This is a genomic window from Halospeciosus flavus (assembly GCF_029814175.1).
In the GTDB taxonomy this organism is placed as follows: domain Archaea; phylum Halobacteriota; class Halobacteria; order Halobacteriales; family Halobacteriaceae; genus Halospeciosus; species Halospeciosus flavus.
Genome location: NZ_CP122312.1, coordinates 1,505,993 through 1,524,056, shown reverse-complemented (window position 1 = coordinate 1,524,056; position 18,064 = coordinate 1,505,993). Strand labels below are relative to the sequence as shown.

Annotated in this window: 18 protein-coding genes; 14 read left to right on the top strand and 4 right to left on the bottom strand. The window is 68.0% G+C overall.

The window, feature by feature from the left end:
• Positions 1 to 45 precede the first annotated feature (45 nt).
• On the top strand, positions 46 to 708 hold the full coding sequence (locus P0Y33_RS07875) for an O-methyltransferase (protein ID WP_279529991.1): 663 nt from the start codon (positions 46 to 48) through the stop codon (positions 706 to 708).
• 69 nt (positions 709 to 777) lie between these two features.
• On the opposite strand, the gene P0Y33_RS07870 is transcribed toward P0Y33_RS07875, so the two are convergent.
• From P0Y33_RS07870 to P0Y33_RS07860, 3 genes are all read right to left on the bottom strand, one after another.
• Positions 778 to 1,515, bottom strand: coding sequence for a PGF-CTERM sorting domain-containing protein (locus P0Y33_RS07870; RefSeq protein ID WP_279529990.1), 738 nt, complete (start codon positions 1,513 to 1,515; stop codon positions 778 to 780).
• Between the two features lie 221 nt (positions 1,516 to 1,736).
• Positions 1,737 to 1,955 carry a DUF7543 family protein gene (locus P0Y33_RS07865; protein ID WP_279529989.1) on the bottom strand — a complete coding sequence of 73 codons (219 nt, stop codon included), beginning with the start codon at positions 1,953 to 1,955 and terminating at the stop codon, positions 1,737 to 1,739.
• 46 nt (positions 1,956 to 2,001) lie between these two features.
• Positions 2,002 to 2,970, bottom strand: a complete 969-nt coding sequence (locus P0Y33_RS07860; RefSeq protein ID WP_279529988.1) for an ornithine cyclodeaminase family protein — start codon at positions 2,968 to 2,970, stop codon at positions 2,002 to 2,004.
• A gap of 126 nt (positions 2,971 to 3,096) precedes the next feature.
• Between P0Y33_RS07860 and P0Y33_RS07855 the strand changes: the two genes are divergently transcribed.
• The 3 genes from P0Y33_RS07855 to P0Y33_RS07845 all read left to right on the top strand — a co-directional run bounded on the left by P0Y33_RS07855 (position 3,097) and on the right by P0Y33_RS07845 (position 5,973).
• Complete coding sequence (locus P0Y33_RS07855; RefSeq protein ID WP_279529987.1) at positions 3,097 to 4,191, top strand: NAD(P)/FAD-dependent oxidoreductase; 1,095 nt, start codon at positions 3,097 to 3,099, stop codon at positions 4,189 to 4,191.
• A gap of 48 nt (positions 4,192 to 4,239) precedes the next feature.
• A complete protein-coding gene (locus tag P0Y33_RS07850; protein ID WP_279529986.1) occupies positions 4,240 to 5,385 on the top strand; it encodes an NAD(P)/FAD-dependent oxidoreductase in 1,146 nt (381 codons plus the stop codon).
• Positions 5,386 to 5,592: 207 nt separating this feature from the next.
• Entirely contained in the window at positions 5,593 to 5,973 is a 381-nt protein-coding gene (locus P0Y33_RS07845) for a tautomerase family protein (RefSeq protein WP_279529985.1), read from the top strand.
• Here P0Y33_RS07845 and P0Y33_RS07840 read toward each other — a convergent pair whose 3' ends face one another.
• Entirely contained in the window at positions 5,974 to 7,050 is a 1,077-nt protein-coding gene (locus tag P0Y33_RS07840; RefSeq protein WP_279529984.1) for a M24 family metallopeptidase, read from the bottom strand. It lies immediately after the preceding gene.
• A 136-nt stretch (positions 7,051 to 7,186) separates the two neighbouring features.
• Between P0Y33_RS07840 and P0Y33_RS07835 the strand changes: the two genes are divergently transcribed.
• The 10 genes from P0Y33_RS07835 to P0Y33_RS07790 all read left to right on the top strand — a co-directional run bounded on the left by P0Y33_RS07835 (position 7,187) and on the right by P0Y33_RS07790 (position 18,056).
• Complete coding sequence (locus P0Y33_RS07835; RefSeq protein WP_279529983.1) at positions 7,187 to 8,617, top strand: extracellular solute-binding protein; 1,431 nt, start codon at positions 7,187 to 7,189, stop codon at positions 8,615 to 8,617.
• Between the two features lie 144 nt (positions 8,618 to 8,761).
• Complete coding sequence (locus P0Y33_RS07830) at positions 8,762 to 9,757, top strand: carbohydrate ABC transporter permease (protein WP_279529982.1); 996 nt, start codon at positions 8,762 to 8,764, stop codon at positions 9,755 to 9,757.
• 1 nt (position 9,758) lies between these two features.
• A complete protein-coding gene (locus tag P0Y33_RS07825) occupies positions 9,759 to 10,754 on the top strand; it encodes a carbohydrate ABC transporter permease (protein WP_279529981.1) in 996 nt (331 codons plus the stop codon).
• 6 nt (positions 10,755 to 10,760) lie between these two features.
• On the top strand, positions 10,761 to 11,963 hold the full coding sequence (locus P0Y33_RS07820) for an ABC transporter ATP-binding protein (protein WP_279529980.1): 1,203 nt from the start codon (positions 10,761 to 10,763) through the stop codon (positions 11,961 to 11,963).
• Positions 11,964 to 12,070: 107 nt separating this feature from the next.
• On the top strand, positions 12,071 to 13,141 hold the full coding sequence (locus tag P0Y33_RS07815; protein WP_279529979.1) for a Gfo/Idh/MocA family protein: 1,071 nt from the start codon (positions 12,071 to 12,073) through the stop codon (positions 13,139 to 13,141).
• A gap of 2 nt (positions 13,142 to 13,143) precedes the next feature.
• Entirely contained in the window at positions 13,144 to 14,157 is a 1,014-nt protein-coding gene (locus P0Y33_RS07810) for a sugar phosphate isomerase/epimerase family protein (protein WP_279529978.1), read from the top strand.
• Complete coding sequence (locus P0Y33_RS07805) at positions 14,154 to 15,257, top strand: Gfo/Idh/MocA family protein (RefSeq protein ID WP_279529977.1); 1,104 nt, start codon at positions 14,154 to 14,156, stop codon at positions 15,255 to 15,257. Before P0Y33_RS07810 ends, P0Y33_RS07805 begins: the two co-directional genes overlap by 4 nt.
• Before the next feature lie 52 nt (positions 15,258 to 15,309).
• On the top strand, positions 15,310 to 16,017 hold the full coding sequence (locus P0Y33_RS07800) for a ThuA domain-containing protein (RefSeq protein ID WP_279529976.1): 708 nt from the start codon (positions 15,310 to 15,312) through the stop codon (positions 16,015 to 16,017).
• Positions 16,018 to 16,255: 238 nt separating this feature from the next.
• The gene (locus P0Y33_RS07795) at positions 16,256 to 17,038 is read left to right on the top strand and encodes a sugar phosphate isomerase/epimerase family protein (protein ID WP_279529975.1); all 783 of its coding nucleotides are present in this window, start codon (positions 16,256 to 16,258) and stop codon (positions 17,036 to 17,038) included.
• A 55-nt stretch (positions 17,039 to 17,093) separates the two neighbouring features.
• On the top strand, positions 17,094 to 18,056 hold the full coding sequence (locus P0Y33_RS07790) for a carbohydrate kinase family protein (protein WP_279529974.1): 963 nt from the start codon (positions 17,094 to 17,096) through the stop codon (positions 18,054 to 18,056).
• Positions 18,057 to 18,064: the final 8 nt, after the last annotated feature.

The window sequence follows — 18,064 nt, the reverse complement described above, 5'->3', positions numbered from 1 at the left end:
GTGAGTCGCACAACGGCTAAGTTCTCGCTCCGAGCACCGACACCCGTGACGAACGTCCTCACCGACGACGTGGCGGCGCTGGTCGCCGCGTCCCGGCCCGACCCGGACCCGGTCGTACAGGCGATGGACGAGTACGCGAACGAACACGACTTCCCGCACGTCGGCCCCGACGCCGGGCAGTTCCTCCGCGTCGCCGCGACGCTCGTCGGCACCGAGCGAGTCTTCGAGTTCGGCTCGGGGTTCGGCTACTCCGCGGCCTGGTTCGCGCCCGCGCTGCCCGAGGACGGCGAAATCTACCTCACCGACCTCGACCCGGAGAACCTCGACCGCGCGCGGGAGTTCTTCGACGTCCTCGACGTCCCGGCGGACGTCCACTACGAGGTCGGTGACGCCGTCGACTCGTTCCAGGACACCGACGGGTCGTTCGACGTGGTGTTCCTCGACGTCGAGAAATCACAGTACGTCGACGCACTCGACGCCGCCCGCGAGCGGTTGCGTCCGGGCGGACTCGTCGTCGCGGACAACGTCCTGGCCGGGCCGTTCGACCCAGCCGAGTTGCGCGCCGCCTTCGAGGGCGAGGAACCGTCGAGCGACGCCGTCGCGGGCGTCGAGGCGTACGTCGAGACCGTCCGGGACGACCCCGCCTTCGAGACGTCGGTCGTGCCGCTCGGCGAGGGACTCGCGCTCAGTTGCTACTGCCCGGACTGAGTCAAAAGAGGTCGTGGAAAACGAAAGACCGCTGAAACGGCCGAACGGCGGTTAGCGAGTGTTACGGCGTTACGCCTTACGGACAGCCACGAGGGCTGCACCGACGAGGGCGACGAGGGCGACGGCGACACCGAAGCCGGGGCTCCCGCCTTCAGTGGTGGTCGTCTCCTCGGCGGCCGTGGTCGTGGTCTGCTCGGACTCGGTCGTCGTCTCTTCGGACTCCGTCGTGGTCGTCGTGGTGTCCTCGGACGTCGTAGTCGTCGTGGTCGTCGTATCGGACGCCTGGCCGATGGCGAGGGTCGCGGTCACCTGACTGCCGCTGGACTGGTGGTTGATGTCGAGGGTGACGTTGTACTCGCCGGCCTCGGAGGGGTTCTGGACGTCCTCGTAGACGACGACGACTTCGTCGCTCTGGTTGAGGGCGTAAGACCCGCCGAGGCTGAAGGTGAGGGTCTTGCCGTTGTTGCTCGACTTGACGTCCTGCAGGTCGTCCTCGACGTTCACGTCGATGGTCGAACCGGCCTCGTCGTCGTTGCGGTCGATACCGATCTTGACGACGTCAGACTGGTTGACGTTGCTCACGTCGGCACCGGTGCCCTGGTAGTCGACCTGGTAACCGGTCCAGGAGCTCCCACCGATGGTCGAACCGGCCATCTCGGTGACGGTGTGCGTCGACGTGGCGCCGGGTTCGGCGGGCTGTGCAGTGATCGAACCGGCGGACGCCGCGGCGGCGACACCGGCGAAGGCGCCACCGAAGACGGTGAGCGCCAGCAGTGCTGCCAGGAGACGGGACGAGTGCTGATTCATCGTACGTCCACATCCAACGGTGGGTGACGTAAGTGGATTTGGGCCAGATGAAACGAGTGTGAAATTTTGCTGTACAGTGGTACACACACGCATGCAGGGCATCCGTGCCCGGCCGGTCGGGAGCCGAATCCACGACGGGACGGCGACGAGTGCAGTCGAGAAGTCGGGGCGTTCGTCTACCGAGACGAACGGGTCGCGCGTGAGACCTGGAGGGTCTCGTCTCAGTCGTGTGTTTCGCGGAGGGTCTCGGCACGGTCGAGTGCCGCTTCTTCGTCCGCGACGGTGCGTCGTTCGTAGCGGGGGCCGTCGTCGGCCTGTTCGAGGACGTCGAGGGTGACCGCCCAGTCGCCGGTCGCGGTCTGGCGGAGGGTCAGGACGGCCAGCCCGTCGTCGCGCTCCCACCGTCGGCCGGTGCGGGCGTCCACTTCGGACCAGGACATGTACGCGGAGAGTCGCGGCCGGGGGCGCAAAAGTCTCGCGGCCGACTCAGAGGTCGACCGTCCGTCCGACGTCCGCCTCGACCGCCCGCTCGTAGAGGTGTGTCGCCGTCGCGGCGTCGAAGACGGCCGACCCGACGCTGAGGACGACCCGCCGGCCGCCCCGCGGTTCCTCGTCGAGTGCCTCGGAGAGCGGGCGCAGGTCGGCCGCCTCGAACCCGGCGGCGGTCGCGTCGCCCGTCTCGGCGGCCTCCCCGGGCACGTCCGCGAAGACCGCGCTGGCGGTCCGGAGCGTCTCCGGTTCGAGTTCCTGCATCCCGTGCTGGTAGGCCCCGACCGCGACGACGGCCGCGTCGGGCGCGATGGCCTCGTCTGCGACGACCGGTTCTTCGGCCGTCGTCGCGGTCACCACCACGTCCGCCCCGTCGACGGCGTCGGCGGCGGAGTCGGCGGCCTCGGCGTCGATTCCGGCGTCGCGGAGGTCGGCCGCGCAGTCGAAGCGCGACTCGCTCGGGGAGAACACGCGCACGCCGTCGACCGGGAGCGCGGCGGCGATGGCGTACGTCTGCCAGCGCGCCTGTGCGCCCGCACCGATCACGCCGACGCGGACGGGCGGGTCGGCGAGCGCTCTCGCCGAGACGCCGCCGATACACCCCGTCCGGGCGTTCGTCACGCGACGTCCGGCCACGTAGGCGACCGGCGCGCCGGTCGCCGCGTCCGTCACGGCGACCTGTGCGTTCACCGTCGGTCGGTCGCGGTCGGCGTTCCCCGGGTGGACGCTCGCGAGTTTCGTCGCGTAGTAGTCGGCGCCGTGGAGGTAGGCGGGCATCGTCAGCCCCGTCCCGAGGGGTTCGTCCGGGGCGTCGGCGTCGAGACCCACGCCCACCGGGAAGTGGGGGCGTTCCGGTCGTTCGACGTCGCCGCGGTCCTGTTTCCGGACGGCGTCGGCGATCACGTCGAGCAGCGCGTCGAGTTCGAGGAGGTCGGCGACGTCGGACTCGGAGAGGATACGGACCATGGCGGCGGTTGGACGGCGACCGAATTAGTCCTTGCCCGTGTCCGCGCCCGTGCCCGTGTTCGTCCTCCCGTCCGTCGGGCGGCTCGGGAGACCCACGCTTATGTGGGAGCCACCGCCAGTCGGGGTATGCACGTCGTCATCGTCGGTGGGGGCGTCGTCGGGACCGCGGCCGCCGCGACACTCGCCGAGCACCCGGTGACGGACGTGACGCTCCTCGAACGTGACGACCTCGGCGGCGGGACGACCGCGGCCTCCGCGGCCGTCTTCACGACCCAGCAGACGCTCCCGCGGCGCGTCGACCACCGCCTGCGCCAGCGCGCGTGGGAGACGTACGAACCGGCGGTCGAACGCGGCGAACTCTCCTACGAACGGGTCGGACTGCTGACCGTCGCCGAGAGCGAGGGGTACGCCGTCGACTGCCGCGACGCGGTCGACACACTCCGACGGTTCGGCTACGACGCCGAGTGGGTCGACGCCGCGGAGTTCGACCGGTTCGACCTCGCGGGCGAGTCCGCGGTGGGCGGACTCTACACGCCGGAAGAGGGGTACTTCGACACGGACGAACTCGTCGCGTTCTTCGCCGAGCGCGCCCGCGAGCGCGGCGCGACCGTCCGGGCGGGCGAGGGGGTCACCGGCCTCAGAACGGCGGACGGAGTGGTGTCGGCCGTCGAGACCGAGAACGGGCTCCTCCGTGCGGACGCCGTCGTGAACGCGGCCGGTCCGTGGGCGACGCGAGTGAACGAGTTCGTCGGCGTCGAGGCGCCGATGCGCCACACCGTCGGCCCGATACTCGCGGTCGAGGGCGCGGCCCACGACCTCCCGTTCACCATCTTCGAGTCGAAGCACTACGTCCGCCCCGCGGGCGAGGCCGGCGCCTACGTCGGGGCGTACCGCACCGACTACGCCGACGGCGAGCGCCTCGACCCCGACGAGCCACGGGCGGTGGACGAGGCGTTCCGCGGGGCGGCCGACGCCCTCCTCGACGAGTCCGTGCCGCCGCTCCGGGACGCGACGGTCGAAGACGAGTGGGTCGGACTCCGGACCGTCACGCCCGACGGTCGCCCGCTCGTCGGCGAGACGGAGGTCGACGGCTTCTACCTCGCGGCGGGGATGAGCGGTCTCGGCGTCACGCTCGCACCGGCCGTCGCGGACGTGCTCGACGCGGCCGTCCACGGCGAAGAGAGCGCCCTCCTCGACGTCGTCCGTCCCGACCGGTTCTGACACCGGGTCGGGCAACGCTTATCTCCACACACCCCCCGAGAGAAACACATGCACGCAGTCGTCGTGGGAGGGGGTATCGTGGGGCTCGCGAGTGCGTACGAACTCGCCGGTCGGGGCGTCGACGTGACGCTCTGTGAACGCGGGAGTCTCGGCGGCGAGAGCACACAGCGCTCGGCCGGCGGCATCCGCACGCAGTTCTCGACGCCCGTGAACGTCGACCTCACACTCCGGAGTCTGTCGGTGTGGGACGAGTTCGAGGAGCGCTTCGGCGTCGACATCGGCCGCCGACGCAACGGCTACCTCTTCCTCGCGCGCGACGACGAGACGGCCGACGACTTCCGCGAGAACGTCGCGATGCAGAACGAACGCGGCGGCGAGAGCTACTTCCTCGACCCGGCCGAGGCCGCCGAGCACTGCCCGGGCCTCCGCGAGGAGGCGTTCGTCGCGGCCACCTACTCGCCGCTCGATAGCTTCGCCGACCCGAACCTCGCGTCACAGGGGTACGCGCAGGCGCTCCCCGACCGCGGTGTCGACGTCCGGACCAAGACCCGCGTCACGGACGTCCTCGTCGAGGACGGGCGCGTCGCTGGCGTCGAGACCGATTCCGGCACCGTCGAGGCGGACTACGTCGTGAACGCCGCGGGCGCGTGGGCGGGCGAACTCGCCGCGATGGCCGGCGTCGACCTCCCCATCGTCCCGCGCCGGCGACAGGCGATGGTCGCCGCGCCCGAGTCGCCGGTCCCCGAGGACGTCCCACTCGTCGTCGACCTCGACAGCGAGGTGTACTTCCGCCCCGAACGAGAGGGGGCGGCCATCGCGGGCGGGCACTTCGGCGGCGCGGACCCCGCACAGGACCCCGACGGCTACGACGGCGACGCCGACCTCGACTGGGCGGTCGACTGCCTCGAACGTCTCGCTGGGTGGACCGACTACTTCGGACTCGACGCGGGGATGAAGCGCGGGTGGGCCGGTCTCTACGCCGTCACGCCCGACCACCACGCCATCCTCGAAGAGACGGTTCCGGGGTTCGTCGTCGCCGCCGGGTCGTCGGGCCACGGCTTCCAGCACGCGCCCGCCACCGGGAAGATCGTCGCCGACCTCGTCGTCGACGGCGAGACCGACCGCGTGGACATCGACCCGCTCCGGAGCGACCGATTCGAAGGCGAGGTGCGCGACGAACGCAACGTCGTCTGACGCCACGCTTCGACGGTCATCGATATCTCCGCAACGTCGCCTATATCTCGACAACGCGGCGCATATCTCGACAACGTCGCGCGTAACTCAGTTATTGTCCCGATAGTCGAGATATCGAGTCGATAACTGAGATACGGCGGCCATATCTGAGAAACGGACCGCCGCGCGTCCGCAACCTCCTTTCCCGCGCGGGACGACGTCCCTCACATGCCGTTACTCACGTTCAGCGCCGACTTCGGTATCGACGCCCCGGACGCCGACGCGTTCGCCGAGGCCGTCGCCGAGCACTACGCCGAGGAGATGCAGACCGAGACGGGCCACGTCGCCGTCTCGGTCGACGCCGACCCCGAGAACCACCTCTGGCTCGGCCGCTCGACGGGTGGCCGACACCTCTTCCTCGACGCCGACGTTCGGCGAGGTCGCGACCAGGCGCAAAAACGGGCGTTCGCCCTCGCCGTGATCGACCTCGCGGGCGAGCACTTCGACGTTCCCGAGGCGAACGCGAAGGTCGTCTTCACCGAGCACGAGGGACCGCAGATGATGGGCGCGAACCGCGTCGGCGGCGAGTGGTCGCCCGAGGAGGAGTAGCTACTTCTCCAGCGGTGTCGCGTGGGCCAGCGAGACGTCGTAACCGACGGCCGCCGCGTCCTCGCGCGCCCAGTCGCCGGCGGTGAGGCACTCGAATCCGTCCTCGGTGACGAGCCAGGTGTCCTCCGTCTTCGTCCCCTCGACGGTCGGGTTCCACGCGTAGGCCATCGGGAGGTGGACGGCGGCGTCGTGGTTCGGCGTGGCGATCCACTCCCGACCGGCGAACCCGGCCGCGCCGCCCTGGTGGTGACGTCGCCACTCGCCCTCGAAACCGGTCTCCGCGTAGGCGTCCTGAATCGCCGCGAAGACGTCTCCGGCCGTGCCGTCGCGGCGTCCCTCCTCGCGGGTGGCCGCGAGCGCGGTCGAGGCGACACGGGCCGTCGCGTGTGCGCGCTCGTCGAACCACGTGGGCGGCGAGAACGTCACGGTTCGGGTGAGGCTGGCGAACAGGCCGTCACGCTCGGCGGTGACAGAGACGAGCGCGTAGTCGCCGACCTCGACCTCCTTGGGCGTGTAGTGGCGGTACTGTGGGGCGCGTACGGCACCGCCGACGAGGACGACCGGGGAGTCGATGCCCGCGCGCGTGAGGCGCTCACGGAGTGCCGCGGCGGTCTCGCGTTCGGTGTCGGTGGGGTCGAGGTCCTCGCAGACGGCTTCGACGGCGGCCGCGGCGTCGGCCCCGAGTGAACGGTAGGCGTCGACGTCCGCGTCCGTGAGCGGTTGGCGGAGCGCGCTCGCGTCGACGTCGTCCATCCCCGGGACGTCGAAGTCGGCGGCGGCCGGGTCCGGACTCGCCTCGGCGACGGCGTCGGCGAGCGACGACGCGTGCCAGTCGAACTCGACGACGTCGACGCCGGCGGGGAGTTCCTCCGCGCGGAGTCGCGGGGCCTCGATGTCGTTCGTGACGACCGTGACGCCGTCGCCGTCGTAGCCGGCGGCCGCGACGCCGACGTCGCCGGTGCGGTCGACGACGTTGTCGCCGCCGGTCAGCCACGCGAAGGAGTTCGGGCGCGCGAACCAGACGACGGCGAGGTCGTTGCGGTCGAGGTACGCGTCGAGGCGTGCAGTGTGGTCCATAGCCGCACTGCCGATGGAACCGTAATCAATCGCCCGGAGTCGTCGAACCCTGCGTGACGATCACAATCGAGTGTGGTACAACGAGTGTAGTAAAATCCTAAATTATTTATTCCACTGTGTCAATGTACCACTACCCATGGCGGAAGAGCAAGACAGTCGAACGAAGGGGTCAGTTTCGAGACGGCGTTACCTCGCCGGTGCGGGTGCAGTGGGGGCCGCCGGTCTCGCAGGATGTTCCGGGGGGAACTCCAACGGGACGACGACGGGAACGGGCGGCGACGGGATCGGCGGGAAGGTCACCGTCTTCTCGGGTCCACAGTACGTCGACGCCGGGATGCCCGAAGCACTACACGAGGCGGGTGTCCCCGACTCGATCACCATCGAGATGGTTCGTCCGCCACAGCAGAGCGGGAGTAAACAACAGCAACTCCGGACCGCGATCAACGCGAAGTCGACGGACCCGGACCTGGTGTTGACGGACAACGGGTGGACGATTCCGTTCATCGCCCGCGGCGACCTCGTCAACCTGGAGAAGGAGATGTCCGACGAGTTCATCTCCCAGGTCAAAGACGAGGGCGTCCAGTCGATGATCGAGACCGGTATGCACCCGAAGACCGGCGACCTGTACTCGATTCCGGCGTTCCCGGACTTCCCGACCATCCAGTACCGCAAGGACCTGTTCCGGGCGGCGGGCTACACCGACTCGGACTTCGAGACCTGGCAGAGCAACCCGCCGTCGTGGTCCGAGTTCACGGAGGCCGTCTCCAAGGCCCACGAGAACGCCGACGCGAAGTACGGCCACGTCTGGCAGGGTGACAACTACGTCGGCCTGGCGTGCTGTACGTTCAACGAGTTCCTGACGAGTATGGGCGGGGCGTTCTTCGGCAGTCAGGAGAACCTCTTCGGCCCGATCGGCGAACGGCCGGTCACCATCGGCAGCGAGAAGTCCACCGACGGGATCGAGGTCGCGGTCGACCTGATCCACGGCGAGGGGCTCGCGCCGACGGACATCACGGCCGTCTCCCCGCAGGAGGTCGCCGGGTGGATCGAACCCGACACGAAGTCAATCTTCGAGAGCGGGAACGCGGTCACCCAGCGCAACTGGACCTACGCCATCGGCGGCGCCGCGAGCAAGTTCGAGGGGACGGACATGGAACTCGGCGTGATGCCCCTGCCGAAGGGACCGAACGGGTCCTGGCACGCACAGGGCGGGTGGCTCCTCTCCATGAACCCCTACAGCGACAACAAGGAGTCCGCCAAGGAGGTCATCAAGGCCTGGTGGTCCGACTCCTTCCTCAAACACCAGTTCGACGCGGCGAACTTCATGCCGCCGAAGCCGTCGCTGTACAGCTACGTCCAGCAGAGCGAGACGTACGGCCCGTACTTCGAGCCGCTCAAGTTCTCCGCGCAGAACCTGATCCCGCGGCCGACGACGTCGGTCTGGCCGAGCCAGCGGACGATCGTCGCCTCCGAGGTCAACGCCGCGCTCCGCAAGAAGAAGTCGCCACAAGAAGCGGCGAAGGCGATGCAGGAGAAGATCGAGGCCATCGAGGAGCAGGCAGGGTGATGGTGCGTGCCGCTCTCTCCGGGTCCGCCGGGAGCGGCACCACCGGTCACAGGGGTACGACAATGCTAACCAATCTCGTTACCACACTACACAGTATGTCAGCGCTACAACCACGAGCGGTGACAGCAGGGGGTGTCGTTCGTCGTGGCAGTTGACCAGGGCCAGTCACGACGCTCCGGGCTGTTCACGCGCATCGGAACTTGGACCGAGAACTTGAGCGAAGAGACGTACGCGTATCTCCTGTTGACGCCGGGATTCGTCGTCCTGTTGCTGTTCGCGTTCTGGCCACTGGCCTCCGCGTTCAGGATGTCGTTCTTCGCCGACGTCATCACCGGCGGCGGACAACTCGGCGAGTTCGTCGGTCTCAAGAACTACGTACAGCTCCTCACGAACAGCAACGCGCTCGCGCCGGCGGCGTTCCTAGACCCGTCGTTCCAGGTCCCGATCCTCGAACAGGCCCTGTTCATGACGCTGCTGTTCGCCATCCTGAGCGTCGCGGGAGAGACCCTGCTCGGGTTCCTCTACGCGATGTTGATGAAGGGTGAGTACAAGGGCCGGAAACTCGTCCGGGTGCTCATCATCCTCCCGTGGGCGATTCCCATCGTCATCCAGGGGATGATCTTCTTCCTGATGTTCCGGCCGGGGTACGGACTCCTGACCGAACCGCTCCAGAACCTCGGGATCTTCTCGAGTCTGCCGCTCAACACGACGTTCGACGGCTTCGTCATCGTGACGGTCGCCGACATCTGGAAGACCTCGGCGTTCATGGGGCTGTTGATCCTGGCCGGCCTGGAGAGCGTCAACCAGGACCTGTACGAAGTGGCCGACGTGATGGGCGCCACCCGGTGGCAGCGGTTCCGATACATCACGTTCCCGCTCGTGTTCCCGGTCCTGATGGTCGCGATGCTCTTCCGGACGATGGGTGCACTGCGGGTCTACGGCATCATCGAGGCCACCGGCGTCGGCTGTACGACCGTTCCTTCGATGAGTTGTCTGGTCGTGCAGTTGATGTTCGGCTCGGCGTCGATGTACGGCTCGGCGGCGGCCGCGAGCGTCCTCATCGCGATCGTCGTTGGACTGTTCATCTCGATCTACCTCCTGTTCATCAGGTGGAGCAACCAGAGTCTGGGGATAGCGTAGTATGAGTATCGACGCACGCAATCACGACGACGCCGAAACGTACGACGAACGAGACGGAAGCACGGGCGGTGGCGCCAGCGAGGGCGGCGACGACGGACCGAACTCGCCCATCAGCCGGTGGGCCGACGACTGGCTACGTCACCCGGAGAAGGCCTACGCCGTCATGACGGTGTTCCTCGGCGGCGTCCTACTGACGACGTCGCTGTTCCCGCTCTACTGGCTGTTCGTGGTCGCGATGGCCCCGCCGGGACAGACCAACATCCCCCTGATCCCGACGACGATCGACCTGTCGGCGTTCGTCGTGATCTTCCAGAAGGTCCCGTTCGCACGCTTCATGTTCAACAGCCTCTTCTACGCGACCACGGTGACGATCGTCGTGCTCCTCATCGGGAGCCTCGCGGGCTACGCCTTCGGTCGACTCGAGTTCCGCGGGAAGACGCCGCTGCTCTTCTCGCTGCTGGTCCTGAGCTTCTTCCCCCCGGCGACGCTGTTCCTCCCGCTCTTCCGGGCGTTCAACCAGCAGGTCGAGATGCTCGGGTTGTTCATGCTCCCGGTGGAGATCTACGGGACGCCGGGCGCAGTCATCGCGCCGCTCAGTGCGTTCACGATGCCCCTGGCGATCTTCATCCTGACGACCTTCTACAGTCAGATTCCGGACGGTCTCGAAGACGCGGCACGGGTCGAGGGGACGACCCGACTCGGCGCGCTGTTCCGAGTGATCATGCCGCTGTCGGCGCCCGGCGTCGCGACCGCCGGCATCCTCACCTTCATCACGGTGTACACAGAGTTCTTCTTCTCCTACCTGATGACCGGCAACAGCGCCGCGGAGTGGGCACCGGTGGTCAACGGGGTCCTCGCGTTCCAGTCGCAGTACACCACCCGCTACGACCTCCAGGCGGCAGCGAGTCTCGTAGCGATCATCCCGGTCGCGATACTCGTCGTCTTCGCACAGGAAAAGATCATCAGCGGCCTCACGCAGGGGGCACTCAAGGAGTAACTAACTATGGCACGAGTACAACTCACAGACGTTGTAAAGCGGTACGACGACGTAGTCGCAGTCGACAACATGAACCTCGACCTGAAGGACGGCGAGTTCATCACGCTCGTCGGTCCCTCGGGGTGCGGGAAGTCGACCACCCTCGAAACGATCGCGGGACTGACGAAGCCCACGTCGGGCGAGATCCTGATCGGCGACCGCGAGGTGACGAACCTCCCGCCGAAGGACCGAGGTATCGCGATGGTCTTCCAGAACATCGCGCTGTTCCCGCACATGGACGTGTACGACAACATCTCCTTCGGTCTCCGACTGCGTGACTTCCCGCAGGAGGAGATGGACCGCCGAGTCGAGGAGGCCGCCGACATCGTCCAACTGGAGGGGATGCTCGACCGGATGCCGGACGAACTCTCCGGTGGGCAGCGCCAGCGCGTCGCCATCGCCCGCGCGATCGTCCGGGAACCGGACGTGTTCCTGATGGACGAACCGCTCGCGAACCTGGACGCGAAACTCCGGGTGAACATGCGGACGGAACTCCAGCGCCTCCACAAGAAACTGGACACCACGATCATCTACGTCACGCACAACCAGGCCGAGGCGATGACGATGTCCGACCGCATCGCGGTCCTCGACACGGGCGAACTCCAGCAGATCGCCCCGCCGCTGACCTGCTACAACGAACCCGCGAACCTCTTCGTCGCGAGTTTCATCGGGAGTCCCTCGATGAACTTCGTCGACGGCGAACTCACGGAGAACGGGTTCGTCGCGGACGACCTCGACGTCGAGGTCTCCTTCGCTCCCGCGGACGTCGGCGCAGAACCCGGCGACCGCGTCACCCTCGGCGTCCGCCCCGAGGACGTCTACCTCGAGCGGACGGCCGACGACGAGGTCGAGAACCCGAGCGTCCCGCTGACCGCGTGGACGGACGTCCTCGAACCGATGGGCGACGAGATTTTCGTCTACCTCCGGACCAGCGAGAGTCCCGAGGAGGCCGAACGCGCGATGAGCGGCGCGGAGGGGACGGCTGACCAGTTGTTGATGTCGGTCGACCCGGACTCGGAGATCGCGGAGGACACGCAGGTGTCCGTCGTGCTCGACCAGCGCAACGTCCACCTCTTCGACTCGGAGACGGGTCAGGCGATTACGCACACCGTCGTCGGTGACCAGACCGGCGTGACGAGCGACACCGGTCGGGCCGCGAGCAGCGACTGACGGACGTCGCGACACTCGTCCCTGTGGACTTCTTCCGCTCTTCTGGGCGCTCAGGCCGTCGGCGAGGAAGGGAAAGCGTTACAACCCACTTCCGAGTGAATATTGGTATGAGTCAACAGCCACAGTCACCAGTCCGCGTCGGTATCGTGGGTCTCGGTGGCATCGGTCACCACCACGCGGAGCGACTCACGGACCTCGGCGAGACGCTCGTCGGCGGCGTCGACGTCGTCGACGAGGCACGCGAACGCTTCGAAGACGAGTACGACGTGCCCACGTTCGGCACCTACGAGGAACTGTACGAGGCGGACGTCGACGCGGTCGTCGTCACGACGCCGAACAAGTTCCACGAGCAGTACGCCGTCGAGGCGCTGGAGTCGGGCGTCGACGTCCTGCTGGAGAAACCCCTCGCGAACACGCTGGAGAGTGCAGAACGCATCGCCGAGGCCGCCGAGTCGGCCGACGGCTTCTGCATGGTCGGGTTCAACAACCGATTCAACCCCGGCGCCGAGGTGTTCGAGGCCTACCAGGAGGAGGGGCGCTTCGGCGACATCACGCACGTCGAGGCGAACTACGTCCGCCGCCGGGGCGTCCCCGGTCGCGGCGGGTGGTTCACGACGAAGGAGGTCTCTGGTGGGGGCGCGCTCCTCGACATCGGCGTCCACGCCATCGACCTCGCGCTCCACTTCCTCGACTTCCCCGAGATCACCGAGGTCACCGGCGAGACGCGCTCGGAGTTCGGCGGGCGCGAGGACTACACGTTCCTGGAGATGTGGGGCGAGGACGCAGAAGAGATCGAGTTCTCCGTCGACGACCACGCGACGGCGTTCGTCCGCACCGCCGACGGCCAGTCCATCTCCCTCGAAGTCGCGTGGGCGACCAACCGCCCGCCGACCAACGACTTCGTGATTCAGGGCACCGAGGGCGGTGCCACCTTCGACCGCGAGACGGGCGACCTCACCATCCACGAGGTGAACGACGTCGGCGCGAACCACTTCAGCGACACCGAGATCGACACCCGCGAGGTGGACACCCACGAGCGCGAGCAGGAGTACTTCTTCGACGCCGTGCGCGCGGGCGAGGCGCCCGATCGGAACACGGTCGAACAGGCCCTCGAAGTCCAGCGCGTCATCGACGCCATCTACCGCTCCGACGAGGAGGGGCACGCGATTCAGCTCTAACCATGGACGTTGGCGTACTCACCGTTCCACTCGGCGACGAATCGCTCGACGACGCCCTCGACTACCTCTCGGGACTCGGCGTGGGCGCCGTCGAACTCGGCTGTGGCGGCTTCCCCGGCGAGGACCACCTCCCGCGGGAGACCTACCTCGACGACGAGGCCGTCCAGGAGGAACTCCACGACCTGCTCGACGAACACGACCTCCGCGTCTCCGCGCTCGCGACGCACAACAACCCGCTCCACCCCGACAAGGAGCGTGCCGCGGAAGCCGACACCGAACTCCGCGAGGCCGTCCACCTCGCCGACCAACTCGGCGTCGACACCGTCACCTGCTTCTCGGGGCTCCCGGCCGGCGGACCGGACGACGAGGTCCCCAACTGGGTGACCGCACCGTGGCCCGGTGAACACGCCGAGGCCCACGAGTACCAGTGGGAGGAGGTCGCCATCCCCTACTGGCGGGACCTCGCCGAGCACGCCGCCGACCACGGCGTCGACCTCGCCATCGAGATGCACCCGAACATGCTCGTCTACGAGCCACACGGCATGCTGAAACTCCGCGAAGCCACCAACGAGCGCGTCGGCGCCAACTTCGACCCGAGTCACCTCTACTGGCAGGACATCGACGTCACGGACGCCATCCGTTTCTTGGGGGAGGCGGACGCCATCCACCACGTGCACGCCAAGGACACGAAAGTGTACGACGCGAACGCACGCACGAAGGGCGTCCTCGATATGGCCGGCTACGACGAGGTCGCCGAGCGCTCGTGGCTCTTCCGCTCCGTCGGCTACGGCCACGGCGAGGAACACTGGAAGGACGTCGTCTCGACCCTCCGGATGGTCGACTACGACGGCGCCCTCTCCATCGAACACGAAGACGCCCTCACGAGTAGCCGCGAGGGCCTGGAGAAGGCCGTCGACGTGCTCCAGCGCGCCGTCTTCGAGACGCGACCCGGCGACGCCTACTGGGCTAACCGACACCCGACCACTCCACCGACACACGACACTCACGACACATGACACTCGACGTCGCATTCCTCGGCTATCGGTTCATGGGCGAGGCGCACGCGAACGCGCTCGACCGTCTCCCCATGTTCTTCCCGGACGCACCGGACGTCAACCGCCACACCCTGATCGGCCAGGACGAGGACGCCCTGACCGACGCCCGCGAGCGCCTCGGCTTCGACCACGCGAGGACCGAGTGGGAGGACGTCGTCGACGAGGTAGACGTCTTCTACAACCTCGGGCCGAACTTCCTCCACGTCGAACCCTCGGTCGCGGCGCTCGAAGCCGACACGCACGTCCTCTGTGAGAAACCGCTCGCGCCCACGCTCGACGGCGCCGAGCGGATGCAACTCGCGGCCGAAGAGAGCGACGCCCACGCCGTGGCGGCGTTCAACTACCGATTCGTCCCCGCCATCCAGTACGCGAAGAACTTGATCGACGACGGCGAACTCGGCGAGATTCGACAGGTCCGCGGGCGTTACCTACAGGACTGGCTGGTCGACCCCGAGGCGCCGTGGAGTTGGCGTCTCGACGAGGAACTCGCCGGCAGCGGCGTCCTCGGCGACCTCGGCGCGCACACGGTCGACCTCGTGCAGTTCCTCGTCGACGACGTCGTCTCGGTGTCGGGACACCTCCGGACGTTCGTCGACGAGCGCCCGGTCGAGGAAGGGGCCGAAGAGACCGAGGCGGTCACCGTCGACGACGCCTTCTCCGCGCAGGCCGAACTCGCGAACGGCGCGATGGCAACCTTCGAGGCCTCCCGGTTCGCCGCCGGTCACAAGAACGACCACACCATCGAGGTCCACGGGTCGAAGGGGAGCCTGAAGTTCTCGCTCGAACGCCTCAACGAACTCGAAGTACTCCGCGAGGGCGACAGAGGGTACCAGACCATCCTCGTCACCGACGAGGACGACCCCTACGGCGAGCACTGGTGGCCGCCCGGCCACGTCCTCGGGTGGGAGCACACCTTCGTCCACGAGAACTACGAGTTCCTCACCGCCGTCGCCGAGGACGAGGCGTACCACCCCTCGTTCGCCGACGGCCTGCGCGTGCAGGAGGTCCTCGACGCGATCCAGGAGAGCGACGAGCGCCGCGAGTGGGTCGCCGTCGAGTAGCGGGCGAGCGCGGAACGACTGCCTTTTTCTCCCCGTTCTGCGAGGTTCGGGTATGGTTTCGGTCACCGTCTGGAACGAGTTCGTCCACGAGCGCGAAGACGAGGAGGTCGCCGAGGTGTACCCCGACGGCATCCACGCGGTCCTCGCCGATTTCCTCGCCGACGCGGGCCACGACGTCCGCACCGCGACGCTCGACGAGGACGAACACGGTCTCACCGAAGCGGTCCTCGGCGACACCGACGTCCTCCTCTGGTGGGGGCACGCCGCCCACGACGAGGTGCGCGACGACGTCGTCGACCGCGTCGTCGAGCGGGTTCACGAGGGGATGGGGTTCGTCCCGCTCCACTCCGCGCACTACTCGAAGCCGTTCAAACGGCTGATGGGCACGTCGTGCTCGCTGAAGTGGCGCGAAGAGGGCGAACGCGAGCGCCTCTGGGTCGTCGAACCGGGTCACCCGGTCGCCGACGGCGTCGGCGAAGCTATCGAACTCGACCGGACCGAGATGTACGGCGAGCGCTTCGACGTTCCCCAACCCGACGCCCTCGTCTTCACCTCGTGGTTCGAGGGCGGCGAGGTGTTCCGCTCGGGGTGTGCCTACCGCCGCGGTGCCGGGCGCGTCTTCTACTTCCGCCCGGGCCACGAGACCTACCCCATCTACCGGAACGAGGAGATTCAGCGAGTGATTCGGAACGCCGTCGCGTGGGCCGCGCCCGGCGAGACGGTGGACGTCGAGTTCGGGAACGTCGACCCGCGGGAGTGAGTGAGATATCTCGCGAACGTCGTCAATAGTGGAGATATGGCGCCGATAGCCGAGTTATCGGGCGAGTAGCACGGCCTGTGGACTACACAACTGAGTTATCGAGGCTGTTTCCCAGATATCGATGCCGGGCCCGCGACGCTCGGTCGCCGCCTGCGCCGGCGCCCTCGTGAGTGACGAGCAGCGGTGAACCCCCTCACCGCACGGTGGTTTCTTCTACTGCCCATTCGTGGGCCGACGTATGCGGAGCGCCATCCAACTCTACACACTCAGGGAGTACGGCGACTCGACCACGGACCGCGTCGAACTCGCGGGCGAGGCCGGCTTCGACGCCGTCGAACTCGCGGGCGTCCCGAACGAGGAGGAAGTCGGGGACCTCTCGCTCGAACTCGCGGCCCACGACCTCGACGTCGCCGCGGCACACGTCGACGCCGAGACCCTCGAAACCGAACCGGACGTCGTCGCGGACCGCCTGGGGCAACTCGACTGTGGGCGTGCCGTCGTCCCCTACCTCCCCGAGGAGGCGTTCGCGTCGGCCGCGGCGGTCGACGAGACGGCCCACCGGCTGACGACGCTCTCCGAGGAACTGTCGGCGCTCGGGGTCGACCTCTCGTACCACAACCACGACCACGAGTTCCAGTCGCTACGGAGTAGCGACGACCGCGCGAACGGGGAGGGACGACCCGTGAGCGAAGCGGGAGACGGGACCGCCTTCGACCGCCTCCTCCAAGAGACAGACGACCACGTCGGCGTCGAATTCGACGTCGGGTGGGCCGTCGCGGCCGGTTCCGACCCGGTCGAGTTGCTCGAACGCGTCCCCGAACGAGTCGACCTCGTCCACTTCAAGGACACCGCCGACGGCGTGCCGGTCCAACTCGGCGAGGGCGACGTCGACCTCGACGCCTGTGCGGAGGCGGCCCGCGAAATCGGTGCCGAGTGGGCGGTCTACGAACACGACGACCCCGACGACCCGGAGACCGACGTCGCGGAGGGCCAGGAGGCGCTGGCGGCCCTCCTCGAGTGAGCGACGTGGTTGCAGGTGTCGTAGCTCTTTCGGTGCCGCGGGACGACCACCGGGTATGTCCGACACTCCGTCCGTCCTCGTCGCCGGCGAGACGCTCGTGGACTTCCTTCCCAACCGCGTCGGCCCGCTGACCGAGGTAGAGACCTTCGACCGGCGCGCGGGCGGCGCCCCCGCGAACGTCGCGGTCGCACTCGCCCAACTGGAGGAGACGCCGTGGTTCCTCTCGAACCTCGCGGCCGACGCGTTCGGCGACTTCCTCTCCGCGACGCTCGACGACTACGGCGTCCCCGACCGCTTCGTGACGCGCGACGAGGACCACCAGACCGCACTCGCGTTCGTCACCCACGACGTCGACGCCGACCGCTCGTTCTCTTTCTACCGGGAGGACACCGCCGACCTGCACGTCGACGCGACCGTCGTCCCCGACGAGACGCTCGACGAGGTCGAGTGGGTCGTCGTCGGCGGCGTGATGCTCGCGGCCGACCCCGCGCGGACGGCGACCTTCGACCTCGTCGAGCGCGCCCGCGAGCACGACTGTCAGGTCGTGTTCGACCCGAACAGCCGTCCGGAGTTGTGGGCCGACGCCGACACCGAAGCCGAGGTGGTGAGTCGGATGCTCGGACTCGCCGACGTCGTGAAGACGAGCGCCGAGGACTTCGCCCGCGCGGACTACCCCGACGACCCCGAGGCGTTCGCGACTGCGCTGCTCGAAGCGGGACCACACACGGTGCTCCTGACGCTCGGCGGCGCCGGGTCGGCGTTCCACGCCGCCGAGGACGCGCCGTGGGGCGAGACGGCGGTCGAACACGAGGGGTACCCGGTCGACCCCGAGGATACGACGGGCGCGGGCGACGCGTTCCTCGGCGGGGCGCTCGCGGCACTCTGTCGCGGGGACGGTCCGGAGGAAGTACTGGCGTTCGCGAACGCCGTCGCGGCCGTGACGACGACCGACACGGGGGCGATGGCGGCGCTCCCGACGCGCGAGGAAGTCGAGGCGTTTCAGGCAGAACGCGAGTGAGGAGAGAC

Bases quoted from the DNA above. Each gene is read 5' to 3' on its own strand.
- P0Y33_RS07870 (WP_279529990.1), bottom strand. From the start codon at position 1,515: ATGAATCAGCACTCGTCCCGTCTCCTGGCAGCACTGCTGGCGCTCACC.
- P0Y33_RS07790 (WP_279529974.1), top strand. From the start codon at position 17,094: ATGTCCGACACTCCGTCCGTCCTCGTCGCCGGCGAGACGCTCGTGGAC.
- P0Y33_RS07840 (WP_279529984.1), bottom strand. From the start codon at position 7,050: ATGGACCACACTGCACGCCTCGACGCGTACCTCGACCGCAACGACCTC.
- P0Y33_RS07805 (WP_279529977.1), top strand. From the start codon at position 14,154: ATGACACTCGACGTCGCATTCCTCGGCTATCGGTTCATGGGCGAGGCG.
- P0Y33_RS07810 (WP_279529978.1), top strand. From the start codon at position 13,144: ATGGACGTTGGCGTACTCACCGTTCCACTCGGCGACGAATCGCTCGAC.
- P0Y33_RS07865 (WP_279529989.1), bottom strand. From the start codon at position 1,955: ATGTCCTGGTCCGAAGTGGACGCCCGCACCGGCCGACGGTGGGAGCGC.
- P0Y33_RS07860 (WP_279529988.1), bottom strand. From the start codon at position 2,970: ATGGTCCGTATCCTCTCCGAGTCCGACGTCGCCGACCTCCTCGAACTC.
- P0Y33_RS07845 (WP_279529985.1), top strand. From the start codon at position 5,593: ATGCCGTTACTCACGTTCAGCGCCGACTTCGGTATCGACGCCCCGGAC.
- P0Y33_RS07800 (WP_279529976.1), top strand. From the start codon at position 15,310: ATGGTTTCGGTCACCGTCTGGAACGAGTTCGTCCACGAGCGCGAAGAC.
- P0Y33_RS07815 (WP_279529979.1), top strand. From the start codon at position 12,071: ATGAGTCAACAGCCACAGTCACCAGTCCGCGTCGGTATCGTGGGTCTC.
- P0Y33_RS07795 (WP_279529975.1), top strand. From the start codon at position 16,256: ATGCGGAGCGCCATCCAACTCTACACACTCAGGGAGTACGGCGACTCG.
- P0Y33_RS07850 (WP_279529986.1), top strand. From the start codon at position 4,240: ATGCACGCAGTCGTCGTGGGAGGGGGTATCGTGGGGCTCGCGAGTGCG.
- P0Y33_RS07820 (WP_279529980.1), top strand. From the start codon at position 10,761: ATGGCACGAGTACAACTCACAGACGTTGTAAAGCGGTACGACGACGTA.
- P0Y33_RS07855 (WP_279529987.1), top strand. From the start codon at position 3,097: ATGCACGTCGTCATCGTCGGTGGGGGCGTCGTCGGGACCGCGGCCGCC.
- P0Y33_RS07835 (WP_279529983.1), top strand. From the start codon at position 7,187: ATGGCGGAAGAGCAAGACAGTCGAACGAAGGGGTCAGTTTCGAGACGG.
- P0Y33_RS07825 (WP_279529981.1), top strand. From the start codon at position 9,759: ATGAGTATCGACGCACGCAATCACGACGACGCCGAAACGTACGACGAA.